The sequence below is a fragment of the Gryllotalpicola sp. genome (assembly GCF_027352875.1).
Lineage (GTDB): Bacteria > Actinomycetota > Actinomycetes > Actinomycetales > Microbacteriaceae > Gryllotalpicola.
Map to the genome: position 1 here is coordinate 1 of NZ_DAIEII010000074.1, position 15,175 is coordinate 15,175.

Below are 15,175 nucleotides of genomic sequence, written 5' to 3' on the forward strand. Positions count from 1 at the left end.
GGGAGCCGCCCAGCTTGAGGTTGGCCTGCGACAGATATGCCGCGGCCCGCCTCAGGATCTCGTTCTCCTGCTCCAGCAGCCGGATCCGCTTGCGCAGCTCCCGCTCGTCCGCCGCCTGCTCCCGGCTCGTCCCGGGCACGCCGCCTTCCTCGATGCCGGCCTGCCGCAGCCAGGGCTTCAACGACCCCTTCGACACCCCGAAATCGTCCGCGATCTGCTGCAACGACACCCCGGCCTCCCGGCCGCGAGCGATCGCAACAACATCGTCCCGGAACTCCTGCGGATAACGATTCGCCATGATGACATCCTCCCCGCCAACCCCTCCAGGGTCAGCAATCAGATGTCACCTACGGCTGCATCACGCCCCCTGAGCCAAATCTGCCTACGAAACCTTCCCACCCCATCAGTCCCCACGAGGTTCAGGCGCACGGCTCTAGACAGAGGGTCAGCGGGAGCTCACCGATCCGAACAGTCGAGCGATGGGCGCCAGCAGCAACGGCCGAGCGGCGATCCAGGCTCCGACGATGACCACGATCGATGCGCTGAATATCCAGAATCCGGTCCAGTTATCCGCCAGTGCCGTCGGATCGACCGAGCCCTGCGCGGCGTACATGTGGTTGAGGTTTCGCAACGCTCCGGTAGCGAAGACCAGCGTCACGTGGACCACGATGAACAGCACGAAGAAGATCATCGTCGGGAAATGCACCGCTCGCGCCCACTCGAGCGGGTACAGCGCGTTGAGCCGCGGAGAGTTCTTCGGCCAGATGCCCGACATCCGCACTCCAGTCACAGCCGCTAACGGGGCCGCCACGAAGACGACCAGGAAATACGACAGCTGTTGGACCGAGTTGTAGTAAACCCAACCGTTCTCGGTGGGCCAGTCGAGCGACACATACTTGATGACTGCTGAAAGAGCGTTGGGGAATACGCCCCAACTCGTGGGGACGATCCTCATCCACTGACCGGTCGTGAACAGCAATATCACGAAGATCACGCCATTGACCAGCCAGAGGATGTCCAGCGACTGGTGGAACCAGGCGGTGAGACTGATCTTTCGCGCCGTGTTCCAACGCGGCGTCCAGAAAGCGCCCGGTCGCTTCTGGAACCTCACCTGCAGCCCAGACCTGATGATCAGGACCATGAAGAAGACGTTGAGAAAGTGCTGCCAATTGAGCCAGGCGGGGAACCCGACCGGAACTCCCTCGGGAAGCGCGTATTCGCCGGGATAGGTCGCGAGGAAATCCCGCATGAAGGGCAAGGAGACCAACCAGCGCACGAGCAGCACTGCGAGTGCCGCGAGCACGAGCAGGCCGACGATGACGATGACGCCACCACCCACCCATTGCTTTGCGGTGTATCGCCCATAGCGCTTCGGTTCGGGCTTCGGTACGGCCGTCGGCGTCGGGCGCGCCACATTGTCCTGTGGAGCAGTAACTGCATCCGCCGCGGGGCCCGACTCTTGCGGAATCGAGGGAGCGGGAGAGTCCGCGAGATCGGTTGTCGGTGCGCTTCGCTGGGCCGTTACTGCAGCGGTGAACCCCGCCGGGGGCCACGCTTCCCCGCCCGGCGTACGGGGCAATCCCCGGCGCACCGAGGTGACCGTTCCCACAACGGCGGAACCAACCGGCACTGCCGACATCGCTGCCGCGGAGGAAGAGGCAGGCGGGGCATCGACGGCAGATGCAAGACTGGCCGGCGGCCACGGCTCCCCTCCGGGTGCGCGGGGTAGCCCCCGACGCACCGAGGTGACCGTTCCGACAACGGCGGAACCAACCGGCACTGTCGACACCGGTGCCGCGGTTGAAGAGGCAGGCGGGGCATTGACACTGGATGCGAGACCAGCCGGCGGCCACGGTTGCCCGCCTCGCTCTCGAGGAAGGCCGCGACGCCAGCTCGATGAATAGGTCGCCACCGCGCTAGCCCTTCTTCGCCTGGATCGCTTCGATCAACTGCGGGACGACCTTGAACACATCACCCACGACACCGAAGTCCGCGATGTCGAAGATCGGCGCGTCCGCGTCCTTGTTGATCGCAACGATGGTCTTCGCGGTCTGCATCCCAGCGCGGTGCTGGATCGCACCGGAGATGCCCAACGCGATATAGAGCTGCGGCGAGACGGAGACACCGGTCTGCCCCACCTGCGAGGTCTGCGGCACGTATCCGGCGTCGACAGCGGCACGCGATGCTCCGACTGCGGCGCCCAGCGCATCGGCGAGATCCTCGACGAGAGAGAACTTCTCGGCGGAACCGAGTCCCCGCCCGCCGGACACGACCTTGGCCGCACCACGCAGCTCGGGCCTGGAGGAACTGGCGATCACCGCCTCCTGCGCATCGATCTTCGCAGCGGGCTTGCCCGAGGCTGGAACCTCGAGCGGAACGCTCACGAGAGGCTTCGCCTCGGCCCGCGCATCGATCGATCCCTGGCGAACCGTGATGACCGGCGCGCCGAACGTTGCCGCGCTCACGACGTTGTAGGCACCGCCGTAAATCGAGTGGCCGGCGACGACCCCTTCGGAATCCCTGCTCAGCTCGACGGCGTCGACGCTCAGCGCCGAGCGTGTGCGCGCTGCGAACGCGCCGGCGACGGCGCGGCCATCTATCGAGTGCGAGACAAGCACTGCGTCGGGGCGCACTAACTCGGCCGCGGCAGCCAACGCGTCCACCGTCGGCGTGAACAACTCAGGACGGTCGGAGGCGGCAGTCAGGACCGCGGTGGCCCCAGCGTCGGCCGCGGCCTGGGCGAGGGCCTGGGTGGTCCCCTCGGGGGCGACTATGAGCGCGACGGGGGTACCCACAGCGGCGGCGCCTCCAAGGAGGCCCAAGTACGACTTCGCCAGTTCGCCGGCCGGAGTGACATCCAGCAGAACCAAGATCGAATCGGTTGCAAAACTTGACACGTCTATTCCTTACGCCAGCCGGTTCGTGATGAGGAATTCGGCGAGTTGCGAGCCTGCGTCGCCCTCGTCGACGATCTTCACCCCAGCAGACCTCGGCGGCGCGGCGGTGACGGAAACCATAATCGACCGCGCCGCGTTCGCATCCATCGGGTCCACCTCGAGATCGGCGAGTGACAGCACGTCCAGCGGCTTCTTCTTCGCGGCCGTGATCCCCTTGAAGTTCGGGAAGCGTGCGTCCGGAAGCTGCTCGGTGATGGAGATGACAGCCGGGAGCGGGGCCGAGGCGGTCATCTTGCCGCCCTCCAACGTGCGGTTGCCGGACACTGAATCGGCCGTGATCTCAACCGAGTTGAGCGAAGTTATTACGGGAACGCCGAGTAGTTCGCCGAGCATGGCAGGGATCACCCCTCCCACGCCGTCTGTGGACTGGTTCCCGGTGATGACGAGGTCGAATCCCGTGCGCTTGAGGGCCGCCGCCAGTACCTCGGCAGTGAGAGTTAGATCGGCGCCCACGAGCGCGTCATCGACGATATGCACAGCAGAGTGCGCCCCCATCGCCAGGCCCTTACGGAGCGTCGAGGTGGCGGAGGCGGGAGTCATCGACACCAGCGTGATTTCGGTGTCAGGCGTGGTGTCCAAGTACTTCAAGGCGACCTCTATGGCGCGTTCGCCCACTTCGTCGAGCACCTTCTCCGAAGCGTCGCGATCGGCGAGCCCCGTCTCGAGATCGAGCTTTCGATCCCCGTAGGTGTCCGGCACCTCCTTGACCAGCACTGCAATCTTCATCGGGAACTCCTGATCTATCTCGAAGTCATCGGTGCCTGCGGTGGCACGCTGGTCGCCGTTCTGCGTGGAGGACATTCCCACGTTAGTCGACGCACCAGGGAGCCACTGTACTTGACGGGTGCCGCTGGATTTTGCAGGATGACAGCCGCCGCCGGTCGAACGGGTCAGCGGGGCCGGACCGTGTTCATCTGGTGGACGCCGCCGAACGGGGTGCCCTCCTCGTCGTAGAGCATCGAACTCGTCAATCCCATGCCGGTCGGGCCGAAGCTCGCCGTCGTCTCGAAGCCGACCCACTGGCCCCTCGGCTCGGCGAACACGTGTGCGGTCAGGTCGATGTTGGGGTACGTGGCGAGTTTCGGGTGGATCAGCGGGCCGACGCCGTTGGCCACGTCGACCACGCCCAGCGCCCGCGCGGTCGCGCTCACGCGCTCACCTTCCAGCAGCGGCAACTGCGGTCGCATCCATGCCCATCCGTGGCCGGGCTTGTCCACCTTCCTAAGCATGTCGATCGTCTTGACGAAGCCGAACGACTCGAATGCCTCTGCGGCGCCTTGTTCGGCCATCGAGTCGCGGGTGGGCATGGCCGACGCGCCGCTGCCCGCCAGGTGCGCGGTGTCGAAGGGATGCATGAGCCACGCGTGGGCGAGCACCGAGACCCGATCCCGATGGGTGAGCGTCACCTCGACGAGCTCGATCGTGCGGCCCGGGCGGACGATCCGCACCTCTGCGTCGAGGATGTCGTTGACGGTCGTGTCCATGGTCCCGAAGATGTCGTACGCAATCCGGCCGATCTGGAGTCCGTCGCTCCGGCGAAGATCGCGGTGATGTTCGACGATGTGCGCGACCAACCCCAGCACCGGAGCGATGTGGGCGTCGTTCGGGCTCCAGGAGCCGCGCACCGCGTCGTCCATCCGGAAGCGGGCGTCGCCGAGCCGTTCGAAATATGCGGGCATGATCAAATCCTAGGCGACCCGCACCGGCGGTCCGGGAACCGAACCGAACCAGCGGGTTCAGTGCAGACCCGCGGCGGGTCACGCCTGGCGGCGGCTCAGGCGCAACATGGGAATGGTGCGGGTGGTCTTCGCCTGGATGCCGTCGAGTCCGCCGAACGGCGCGAACAGCGCTATCGCGCGCTCCCTCGCCGCTCCCGCGAGTTCCTCGACATGAACGGGGATCGCGCCCTCGTCGGGAACTTCGATATCCACGTCGGGGTGGGCGCGGAGATTGTGATACCAGGCCGGATTCTCGGGCGCACCGCCCTTGGCCGCTGCGATGATCCACGCGTCGGGACTCTCCTGCACCGCCAGGACGGGCGCGATCCGCTGTTCTCCGGTCTTGGCACCGATGTTGTGGACGAGCACGAGGTTGCGCCCGTACCCGCGGGCGGTGACCGTGCCCGAGGACGCGCGGAACTCGTCGATGATCGGCTGGTTCCACTCTGCATGCGGTTTGGCCACGGCTGCTCCTCCACGATGAGAGATGATGCGACGCGCATCGGGCTCGACTGCGCTCTTACGAAACTACAACCGGCAGCGCTCCCGCGGGCGAGTTGGAGGCGTCGCCGTTCCGGTGTCGGCCAACGCGACGTGCCCGGAGCTTACGCGTCGATCGCCGGGTATCCGCAGAGCGCGAAGCATTCCGGTCGGACGGGTCGACCGCAGTGACGAGGTCGTCGCTGTGAGGTTCGCGTGACCGATTACGGATTCTGCTGCACGGACCGAAATGAGTTAGCGTTGAACTGTCTGGTTCAACTCAGGTCATTTCGGCCTCTGCTTCACGGACCGGCCGGATCCCTCGGACGACGGCACGCCGCTACGGCACTGTGCACGCACGCCCCGGAAGAACCAAGAAAGGTAAGCAATGAGCATTCGCGGAGCCGCGTTCATCGCGGGCGCCTACGAACACCCGAAGCGTGTCATTCCAGACAAGTCCCTCGGCCAGGTGCATGCCGAAGTCGCCGCAGGCGCGCTCGCAGACGCCGGTCTGAGCTTCTCGGACGTGGACGCCTACTTCTGCGCCGGAGATGCCCCCGGCCTGGGAGGCATTTCAATGGCCGACTACATGGGCCTGAAACTGCGGTACACGGACTCGACCGAAACCGGCGGTTCCTCATATATTGCCCACATCGGTCACGCCGCCGCTGCAATCAAGGCAGGCAAAGCATCGATCGCGCTGATCACGCTCGCCGGCCTGCCGCGGCAGATGAGCAGCAATCTCGTGATGGAGGGCAGCGAAGCCCCTGAGGATCCCTTCGAAGCGCCGTTCGGACCCACCGTTCACGGCCTTTACGCCCTGGCCGCGCGGCGCCACATGTATGAGTTCGGCACCACGAGCGAGCAACTTGCGGAGATCAAGGTCGCCGCGTCCATCCATGCGCAATACAACCCCAACGCGATGCTGCCCAAGCCGGTCACCGTTGAAGAGGTGGTCAACTCCCCGATGGTCAGCGATCCGCTGCACCGTCTGGACTGCTGCGTCGTCACCGACGGCGGCGGCGCGCTCATCGTCGTCTCTCCCGAGGTCGCCCGCGACCTCAACCGGTCCGTGGTCAAGGTGCTTGGTCACGGCGAAGCGCCCAAGCACACCAATGGCGGCAAAGTGGACGTCACCTTCACTGGTGCGCGCTGGTCGGGCCCGGCCGCCTTCGAGGAGGCCGGAGTCTCGCCGAAGGACATCGACTACGCGTCGATCTACGATTCCTTCACCATCACCGTGCTCGAGACCATCGAGGACCTCGGCTTCTGCGAAAAGGGCAAGGGCGGCGAGTTCGTGCTGGACGGGGCGCTGCAGGCGCCATTCGGAAAGCTGCCGTTCAACACCGACGGCGGCGGCCTGGCCAACAACCACCCGGCGAACCGCGGCGGGATGACCAAGGTGCTCGAAGCGGTGCGTCAGCTCCGTGACGAAGCGCACCCCGCGGTGCAGGTGCCCAACGCCCAGATCGCACTCGCACACGGCACCGGCGGAAGCCTGCCGACCCGGATGGGTGCGGCGACCGTCATTCTTGGAAGGGAAGACGCATGACCGAATCAGCTGTGCTGCCGAACCCGGCGCCCGCCATCGACCCGGAGACCAAGCCCTACTGGGACGCGACCCTCGAAGGCAAGCTCATCATCCGGCACTGCAACGCGTGCGGGGAGAATCACTGGTACCCGCGCACGCTGTGCCCGTTCTGCGGATCGGTCGACACCGAATGGCTGGAGACGGCCGGCAAGGGCACGATCTACACGTTCGCGATCACCCGCAAGGGCCTCGGCCACTACGGAGGCGTCGGCCCGTACGTGCTCGCGTTCGTCGCCCTCGACGAGGGCCCCACGATGCTCACCAACATCATCGAATGCGACGTGGATGCGCTGCGGATCGGGGATCGGGTGGAGGTCGTCTTCCACAAGACCGAGGCCGAGGCGGCCCTTCCTCGGTTCCGCCCCGTTGCGCAATAGTGTCGGCTAGGTCAGTGTCACCGCGCGTGGAACTGTCCGCGCGCGGTGACACTGACACCCGGGTCAGCTGCGATACCCAACGAAATCCAGCCGTCAGCACGTCGGCTGCTCCGCTCTGAGGAGACCATCACATGACCCGCACCATGCCTTTCGCCTCTGTCGCCGACGTCTCCGAGCGCCTGGCCGCCGTCGGCTATCTTCCCTCCGACGCCATTGCCACCACGGTCTTCCTGGCGAGCGAATTGGGCAAGCCGCTGCTCATCGAAGGCCCGGCGGGAGTGGGCAAGACGGCGCTCGCGCAAGCCGTCTCCGACGCGACCGGTTCCCCACTGGTCCGGCTGCAGTGCTACGAAGGCGTGGATGAGGCGCGTGCGCTGTACGAGTGGAACCACGCGAAGCAGCTGCTGCGCATCACCGCCTCGAAGGACGAGAGCTGGGACGAGACCCGGGCCGACATCTTCAGCGAGGAGTTTCTGCTGGCCCGGCCGCTCCTGACCGCCATCCGCAACGAGGAGCCGACGGTGCTGCTCATCGATGAGACCGACAAGGCCGACATCGAGATCGAAGGCCTGCTGCTGGAAGTGCTCGGGGACTTCCAGATCACGATCCCGGAGATGGGCACGGTGCGGGCGCGCCACCGGCCGTTCGTGGTGCTCACCTCCAATGCCAGTCGCGAGTTGTCGGAGGCGCTGCGACGGCGCTGCATCTTCCTGCACGTGGATTATCCCGACAGCGACCTCGAGGAGCGCATCGTCCAGGCCAAGGTCCCCGGTCTCGAGCACTCGCTCACCAAATCCATCGTGCGCGTGATCAACGCCCTGCGCGAGCTTCCGCTGCGCAAGGCCCCGTCCGTCTCGGAGACGATCGACTGGGCAAACACCCTGCTCGCTCTGGGCGCCGTCGAACTCGACGAGGACACCATGCGCGACTCCCTCGGAGTCATCCTCAAACACCGTTCGGATCAGGAAAAGGCTCAGAAGCTGCTTGACATGGAAAGCGCGCTCGCGAGATGACGGGCGGGCCCGACGTCGGCCCGGATCCGTACGGCCTGCAGCAACGGCTCGTCGACTTCGTCACCGCGCTGCGGACGAAGGGGATCATGGTCGGCACTGGTGAGACGGTCGACGCCGCGGAGGCGATGACCCGGCTCGGGCTCGACGAGCGGAGCATTCTCCGCGAAGGCCTGGCGGGCACCCTGACCCGGAAGCACAGCCAGCGAGAGACCTTCGACGAGGTCTTCGACATCTACTTCCCGCCACGCGTGGGGCGGCCCCGGTCCGCCGAACAGGTGCCGGCCGACTTCGACGTCGAGACATTGCGCGACATGCTGGTCGAAACGCTTGCCGTTGCGGACCTCGACGCTCTGGGCGAACTCGCCGAGATCGCCGTCGACCGATTCGGAGAGATCGGCGGCGATCCTGCTGGGTGGTCCGCGAAGCAGACGCTCGATCGGGTGCAGCCGCAGAACCTGCTCGCGCGCACCATGGGCCTGCGCGGTGACGACGACGCGGTCGTCGAGCTGGGCGGTGTCTCGCCCCGAGACCAGGTGCGGGACCTCATCGGCCGGTTCCGCGAGCGAGTCGAAGACGAAGCCAGGCGGCGCACGAGCGAGACGCGCGGACGCGAGCGCATGGTCCTCACCGCGGTGCAGGCGCAGACCGAGCATGTCGATTTCCTCAGCGCCAATGCCGAGCAGCTCGAAGAGATGCGCCGCGGCGTGCGCGCGCTCGCTCGCCGGCTGGCGACGCGACTCTCGGTGAGACGGCGTCGCAGCCATCGCAACACCATCGACATCCGAAGGACGATGCGCAAGTCCATGTCGACCGGCGGAACGCCGATCGACCTTGTCTTCGCCAAGCCGCGCCCGAGCCGACCGGACCTGGTTCTGCTGTGCGACGTGTCGAGCTCGGTGTCGGGCTTCTCGGGTTTCACGATGCTGCTCGTGCAGGCGATGAAGAACCAGTTCAAGAAGGTCAAGGTCTACGCGTTCGTCAATGCGATGGCGGACGTCACCGAACTCATCTCGGTGGACGGTGACGAAGACGGAGCGGGACTGCAGGCCCGGATCCTCGAGCAGGCGCACGTCCAGCACGGGACCTCGAGCAGCGATTACGGCGCCGCCTTTGCGGAGTTCGTGGCCCGTGACCTCGAGTCGATCGGTTCGCGCAGCTCGGTGCTGATCCTCGGCGATGCGCGCACCAACTACCGGGAACCGGGCCTCGACGACCTGCGCGAGATCAGGGCGCGATCGAATCGGACGTTCTGGCTGAACCCCGAACAGGAAAACATCTGGGGAACCGGCGACTCCGCGGCGTTCGACTACGCCGACGTGGTCGAGATGCACGAATGCCGTTCCGTCGAGCAGCTCGGCGAATTCGTCAGCAGGCTCCTTCCGGCGTGATGACGGACGTCTGACGGCGCCTGTGTCGCGCGCCGGACTCCGCGGCAGGGCGGCGTGAGCCGCATCCGGTCCTGCGACTCTTCGTGTCGCGAACAAGTCCGGGGGGTTGTACCGACCGGTCCGGTTACCTACGCTGTTGGGGAGCCCGAGGGCTCCATACGTCAACAAGGAAGTTCAGGTGTGAGAAATGCCCGAAGCAGTGATCGTCTCGACAGCCCGGTCGCCCATAGGACGCGCCAACAAGGGATCCCTCAAGGAGGTGCGTCCGGACGACCTCGCCGCCCAGATGGTCCGCGCTGCGTTGGACAAGGTGCCGGCGTTGGACCCGAAGGACATCACGGATCTGATGCTCGGGTGCGGGCTGCCCGGGGGTGAGCAGGGATCGAACCTCGGTCGGACCGTTGCGGTGATGCTCGGCTACGACCACCTTCCCGGCACAACGGTGACCCGGTATTGCGCTTCGTCTCTGCAGACCACGCGAATGGCCTTCCACGCCATCCGCGCTGGTGAGGGCGATGCTTACATTTCTGCAGGAGTAGAGATGGTGAGCCGGTTCTTCAAAGGAACGTCCGACTTCATCCCCGGGCAGGACCTGAAGAATCCGGTCTTCCGCAAAGCCGAATCGCGCACCGAGGCGCATAGTGCGGCGGGAGCTCCCGTGTGGCGGGATCCCCGTGAGGAGGGCGAGTTGCCCGATGCGTACATCGCCATGGGGCAGACGGCCGAGAATGTGCAGCAGCTGCTGGGGATGTCCCGCGAAGAACAGGATGCCTTCGCAGTCCGCAGCCAGAACCTCGCAGAAGCGCAGATCGCCTCCGGTTTCTGGGCTCGCGAGATCACCCCCGCGACCCTTCCCGATGGGACGGTGGTCTCCCGGGATGACGGCCCCCGACCTGGTGTCACCATGGAGAGCGTCAGCCAGCTGCAGCCGGTGTTCCGTCCTGATGGGACGGTGACCGCAGGAAACGCCTGCGCGCTCAACGATGGGGCAGCGGCGCTCGTCGTGATGAGCGATGTCAAGGCCAAGGACCTGGGCCTGACTCCGCTGGCGCGGATCGTGTCCACGTCGGTGACTGCCTTGTCGCCGGAGATCATGGGGCTGGCACCGGTCGAGGCGATCCCAGCGGCGCTGCGCAATGCGGGATTGACGCTCGACGACATCGACCTGTTCGAGATCAATGAGGCATTCGCGGTGCAGACTCTCGGTTCGGCTCAGCGCCTGGGCATCCCGATCGACAAACTCAACGTCAACGGCGGCGCGATCGCCGTCGGGCATCCGTTCGGCATGACCGGGGCGCGGATCGCGACGACCTTGATCAACTCGCTGCAGTGGCACGACAAGCAATTCGGCGTCGAGTCGATGTGCGTGGCGGGCGGCATGGGGATGGCGATGGTCATCGAGCGCCTGTCCTGAGCCGACGCGTTGCCGCGGTCGCGACGAGGATGTCAGCCGGCACCCGCGACGCGATCCGGCACACTGGCGGAGGATGGGGGATTCGAACTGTTCAGGCCCGCAAAACCTGCTGGGACGCGAATCGGCCTTCAGGCCCGGAAAATCAACGATCTCGGGGATGCGGCGTAGGGGCCGCATCCCCGAGATACACGGCCCTGCACGGTCGGTAGCACATGAGTTAGCACATGGGAACTCGTAAGGGTTCTCAAGCAAGGTCCGGTGGTGCGCCGAGGTGGGCGCGGATCTCGACGCCAGGGCCAGCCTGTGCGCCCTTGACCAACTCGTCCGTTGGCTCGGCCTCCGATGCCACGAAGCACTCTCGGTTCTCAGACGGTGCCCGTTCCCTCTGCCAGAGATAGAAGCTTCTCACCCTCTGTCACACGAGACTCGGACGGTGAGAGAGCCGCAAAAATAGCTCCGGGGGGTCGTGGAAGTTGAATATTGCACGCTGAGTGCTATCGCGCCTACCCTGACCGTAAGTTCCACCTAAGGAGGAGCAAATGGAGCGAAAGTCGATCACTCTCGATGGCGTCGGTGACGCCTGCGCGAGGTCGGTGCACGTTGTGAAGTTAGAGCAGGACCCGGAGACGGAGTTCGAGTCGATGCTGATCAACGCACTGGAAGAAGTTCCGGCCGAACTCGAAAACGCCTGATCCGCTGATGACTGTTGTGCTGCCGCAGCCCACATTGAGCCGCTACGCGCATGTCGTGCGGAGCGGTCCTAAAGCTGTGGGGTTCAACAGCTTGACGCTAGAGGCGTTCGATCTCGCCCCGACAGATGTCTCTCTACTTGAGAGCGTTGGTCGGGGCGAGATCGTTTCCCCCGAGTTGCTCGAGCCCCTCATCGAGACGGGATTCCTGCGAGACGACGTCGAGGCCGATTTCCAGGCGATCCAGCGAATCGCGGATTCTCGGCGCGAGCGAGTCAAGACTCGAGCAGGCCACTTCGGCACCCTGAGGCTCTCAATCACAGAGAAGTGCAACATGAGTTGCACGTACTGCTTTCAGCAGAAAATGTACCCCGAGGACGAACAGCCGGTACTGAGTCGCGAGCAGCTGACCGAGACGCTCAACTGGTTCATCGAGCAGGGACGAGGCTACCCGCTTTCCATTCAGTACTTCGGTGGGGAGCCGCTACTGGAATGGGACAACATCGTCTACGCCCACGAGATGCTCTCCTTAGCAGTCGAGGCGGGCACCATTCCGTCATTCCGCGAGACGGTCACCACGAACGGAACGCTGCTTTCAGGGCAGCGTGCCCGTTGGCTAGTGGACAGCGGATTCGATCTCACGTTCAGCTTCGACGGTCCTCCCGAGGTCAATGACATCAATCGCCTTATGAAAAGTGGCCGAGGTTCGTTCGGGCGTGCGATGCGAGGGCTTCGTTCCTGGGTGGAGGAAGGCGGTCGGCCGAGCATCCTGATGACGGCGACAGCAGGGAACGTAAAGGATCTTCCTGAATACGTCCGGTGGTTCGTAGAAGAGGCCGAAGTCCACCCCAAGGACGTCGGCGTCAACTCACCTCAGCCCACCTCCGAGGGTTGGGAGACAGGCGGCACCGAACTCGCCGATGCCATCTGGGCGGTGTGGAAGTACTGCCGCAGCAAGGGCATCTTCTTTCACGGGCCGGGAACCTACATTCCGACTCATCTGCAGACCCTTATCCCGCAGACGGACGGTTGCGTGGACACTGGAGCCTCCGGCGCCGAGCCTTCCTGGCCGGTATACGTGAGCGCAGAGGGGAAGAAGTCGCTCTGCGTTGTCTATCACCGTGATGAGCGAGTCATGGCAGATCCGCAGCGCTCGGCTCTTGAGGAGGGCTCTAAGTGGCACTACGCCGCTGAGCCTTTGAAGGAATGCGATTCCTGCATCGCCAGCCAAATCTGCGGCGGCCCGTGTGCGCTCGAAAAGATTCTCTGGCAGGGCCGGTTGAACAGCGACAGGTGCGACTTTATGCGGCAGATGACGAAGCTGGTGCTGCTGGATGAGTAGCGCGGAACGTCCCGAAAGAGCGCCGGATGTGGTGTCGGGATGGATTGTCGCGTCCGGCGGCAAGCGCTACCTGGCAACCGACAGCGGATGGTTCGAGCTCCTTACCGCAGCGGGAACCACGTACAAAGCGCCCGAACTCCGCGACGGAATCCCCGCGAAGCTCCTCGGGTCGTTTTCGGGTCCAACAACGTTCTTGGTCGACGACGTTCTCAGCGCCGGCACCAGGCCAAGCGGGCCGCCGAGATTTGCAGTACACCCTTCGCAAGTATTGAAACGAATGTCATCGGTTCGCGCCGCGATCGAGCGTCACCTCCAAGAGCTCGGCCTGACATACGTGATGCTGCCTTCGGTCTGGACCCCCTCACGAGAATATGGCGAGGACGAGTACGCGCTCACCTACAAGGGCAGCGAGACTGGCCTGATTTTTCTCCAGTCAGACGAGTTCCCGCTCTATGGCCTTTTGGCCGATGGCTTCGGCCCCTTCTACTCGTGGGGTAGGTGCCTTCGCCACGAGTCGGCAGCTTCACGCATGCACCTCTTCGAGTTTGAGCAGCTCAATATTGGCGCGCCGCACACGAGCCTCCCTGAGATGATGGCGATCGTCGAGTCAGTGGTACTCGTCGCCGCCGACGTCCTCGGGGTGAAAATCTCGAGGAATTTTGAGCGGAGCAAGGTGCCGCCGGAATCCGGGCTTCGGGCTGGCGACTTGGACACTCTGCTCGTCCCAGAGAACACCCCTCAAGCCGCTATCGACGTACTGCTCCGTGGCATACGAGACGTTGGCGGAGTTGTGTCACTTGAGGGCACCCCGACAGGCCGCGTCGTGCGGCTCGCCGCTGACCAGGCCGAGAACGAGCGGGCACGTGCACGGCTCCAGACAGCCGCCAGGGTATTCGACGCCAATAACAGCGGCGAGCTCTCGACTCGTTGGTGGACACACATGCCTCGCGGGTGGCTTGAGGCTGAGGAGACGCCGTCGGACCACGGTGTGCGCTCGATAACGGGGGCCAGAAGCGCCGAGCCTGCCTTCGACGGCTCTGACGCCATCGAGGAATGCGAGCTCTACATCGACGGTGTCGAGGTGGCGCATGCCGGCATTCTCGCCACCGCAGAGGAATTCCAGGAGAACGTCTTGGATGCGGGAGCACCTCGCCACCACTACCAATGGCTGGTAGAAAAACTGGACAAAGCCCCGCCATCGATGGCCAAGGTCGGTATTGGATGGGAGCGGCTTGTGGCGGCGCTCGTTGGCGGGCCGGATCTTTCAGAGTTTCAGGTCTATTCCCGACCGCCACAGCTCAATGGCTGATTTCTCGGCCTCCACTGTTGACCACGAGCTCGCCATGTCTGCTGCTCGGCAGGTAGCCAGTGTGCTCCGCTCCGCGGGTTTTGGCCGCGGCGGGACCGTAATAGCGACGGAATCGGACGCCAGCTTCTGGGATGAGCTGTACGAGGAGATGGACGAGGTGAAGCGTGTTCGGCTGTCGTGGTCGGATTGCACTTCGGACGGCCTGCGAATCCTCAAGGAGTTTGCTATGAGAGGCGCAACGCTTGTGCTTCATGACCTGCCCGGTGCGGACGTGAAGCCATCACTTGCCGAGTTCGAACGAGACGTCACGGATAACGGCGGGCGGATTGTCCACATCGAACTGGCAAACGACGAAGGACGGGCCTTGCATCACGCATATCTCCATGCGTTGACATTCGGCTTTGAGGACGCGACTCGCGCAGCCACCGCGCAATGGGAATTCTTGGCGGTGGACGGAGACCTTTGTCTTTCCAGCCCAGACGGGGCGCACCTCTATCTTGGCCGCCTCGTAGATGTACTCTCCGATTTCACCGCGCTCGAACGGTGCCGCGCACAGATCCTGCAACTTCCCCTCGGAGAGATCTGGGGTGTGGTGGATGACCCGGCCATCGGGGGCACCGTTGACGTGCTGACGCCCGAGGGAATTCGGCGCCGCCAGATTCAGCAGGGGCGGGTCGTAGGGCTCGAAGCGCTTGGTTTGCTCGTTGAGGTGGGACTCGGCACCAACGACAAGTCAATGCCGTTCTTCACCGCGCTCGGTGAAAAGGCAAGCGGGAGAGTGCACCTTGGCTTCGGCGACAGCACTCTCATCGGCGGCAAGACGAAGTACCCCACTCACGGCGACGTTCTGTTGTCCCCTGGTACAAGGGTTGGCCTATGCGACCATCGCATCTAACG

The 15,175-nt window shown here is 64.6% G+C and carries 15 protein-coding genes; 9 read left to right on the forward strand and 6 right to left on the reverse strand.

Features of this window, described 5'->3' with window-relative positions; genetic code table 11:
• The 6 genes from M7D61_RS08735 to M7D61_RS08760 all read right to left on the reverse strand — a co-directional run.
• The coding region (locus M7D61_RS08735) for a transposase (RefSeq protein ID WP_298229586.1) at positions 1-298 on the reverse strand (298 nt) is incomplete at its 3' end.
• Positions 299-445: 147 nt separating this feature from the next.
• Entirely contained in the window at positions 446-1,414 is a 969-nt protein-coding gene (locus M7D61_RS08740; RefSeq protein ID WP_366083933.1) for a cytochrome b/b6 domain-containing protein, read from the reverse strand.
• A 502-nt stretch (positions 1,415-1,916) separates the two neighbouring features.
• On the reverse strand, positions 1,917-2,897 hold the full coding sequence (locus M7D61_RS08745; RefSeq protein WP_298229590.1) for an electron transfer flavoprotein subunit alpha/FixB family protein: 981 nt from the start codon (positions 2,895-2,897) through the stop codon (positions 1,917-1,919).
• Positions 2,898-2,906: 9 nt separating this feature from the next.
• Positions 2,907-3,683, reverse strand: a complete 777-nt coding sequence (locus M7D61_RS08750) for an electron transfer flavoprotein subunit beta/FixA family protein (protein WP_298229638.1) — start codon at positions 3,681-3,683, stop codon at positions 2,907-2,909.
• A 164-nt stretch (positions 3,684-3,847) separates the two neighbouring features.
• The gene (locus M7D61_RS08755; protein WP_298229592.1) at positions 3,848-4,636 is read right to left on the reverse strand and encodes a thioesterase family protein; all 789 of its coding nucleotides are present in this window, start codon (positions 4,634-4,636) and stop codon (positions 3,848-3,850) included.
• A 78-nt stretch (positions 4,637-4,714) separates the two neighbouring features.
• The gene (locus M7D61_RS08760) at positions 4,715-5,140 is read right to left on the reverse strand and encodes a nitroreductase/quinone reductase family protein (protein WP_298229594.1); all 426 of its coding nucleotides are present in this window, start codon (positions 5,138-5,140) and stop codon (positions 4,715-4,717) included.
• Between the two features lie 403 nt (positions 5,141-5,543).
• Between M7D61_RS08760 and M7D61_RS08765 the strand changes: the two genes are divergently transcribed.
• The 9 genes from M7D61_RS08765 (at position 5,544) to M7D61_RS08805 (ending at position 15,173) form a co-directional block, all read left to right on the forward strand.
• Entirely contained in the window at positions 5,544-6,707 is a 1,164-nt protein-coding gene (locus M7D61_RS08765; protein ID WP_298229596.1) for a thiolase domain-containing protein, read from the forward strand.
• A complete protein-coding gene (locus M7D61_RS08770; RefSeq protein ID WP_298229598.1) occupies positions 6,704-7,123 on the forward strand; it encodes an OB-fold domain-containing protein in 420 nt (139 codons plus the stop codon). The genes M7D61_RS08765 and M7D61_RS08770 overlap by 4 nt, the downstream gene beginning before the upstream one ends.
• 131 nt (positions 7,124-7,254) lie before the next feature.
• A complete protein-coding gene (locus M7D61_RS08775; protein ID WP_298229600.1) occupies positions 7,255-8,136 on the forward strand; it encodes a MoxR family ATPase in 882 nt (293 codons plus the stop codon).
• Positions 8,133-9,524, forward strand: a complete 1,392-nt coding sequence (locus tag M7D61_RS08780; protein ID WP_298229601.1) for a VWA domain-containing protein — start codon at positions 8,133-8,135, stop codon at positions 9,522-9,524. The genes M7D61_RS08775 and M7D61_RS08780 overlap by 4 nt, the downstream gene beginning before the upstream one ends.
• Positions 9,525-9,711: 187 nt before the next feature.
• Entirely contained in the window at positions 9,712-10,938 is a 1,227-nt protein-coding gene (locus M7D61_RS08785) for an acetyl-CoA C-acetyltransferase (protein ID WP_298229603.1), read from the forward strand.
• A gap of 539 nt (positions 10,939-11,477) precedes the next feature.
• The gene (locus M7D61_RS08790; RefSeq protein ID WP_298229605.1) at positions 11,478-11,630 is read left to right on the forward strand and encodes a hypothetical protein; all 153 of its coding nucleotides are present in this window, start codon (positions 11,478-11,480) and stop codon (positions 11,628-11,630) included.
• 16 nt (positions 11,631-11,646) lie between these two features.
• Positions 11,647-12,969 (forward strand): radical SAM protein, encoded by a 1,323-nt coding sequence (locus M7D61_RS08795; RefSeq protein ID WP_298229607.1) that lies wholly within the window; start codon positions 11,647-11,649, stop codon positions 12,967-12,969.
• Complete coding sequence (locus M7D61_RS08800; protein ID WP_298229609.1) at positions 12,962-14,278, forward strand: amino acid--tRNA ligase-related protein; 1,317 nt, start codon at positions 12,962-12,964, stop codon at positions 14,276-14,278. Before M7D61_RS08795 ends, M7D61_RS08800 begins: the two co-directional genes overlap by 8 nt.
• On the forward strand, positions 14,271-15,173 hold the full coding sequence (locus M7D61_RS08805; RefSeq protein ID WP_298229611.1) for a hypothetical protein: 903 nt from the start codon (positions 14,271-14,273) through the stop codon (positions 15,171-15,173). Before M7D61_RS08800 ends, M7D61_RS08805 begins: the two co-directional genes overlap by 8 nt.
• The last annotated feature ends 2 nt before the right edge of the window (positions 15,174-15,175 follow it).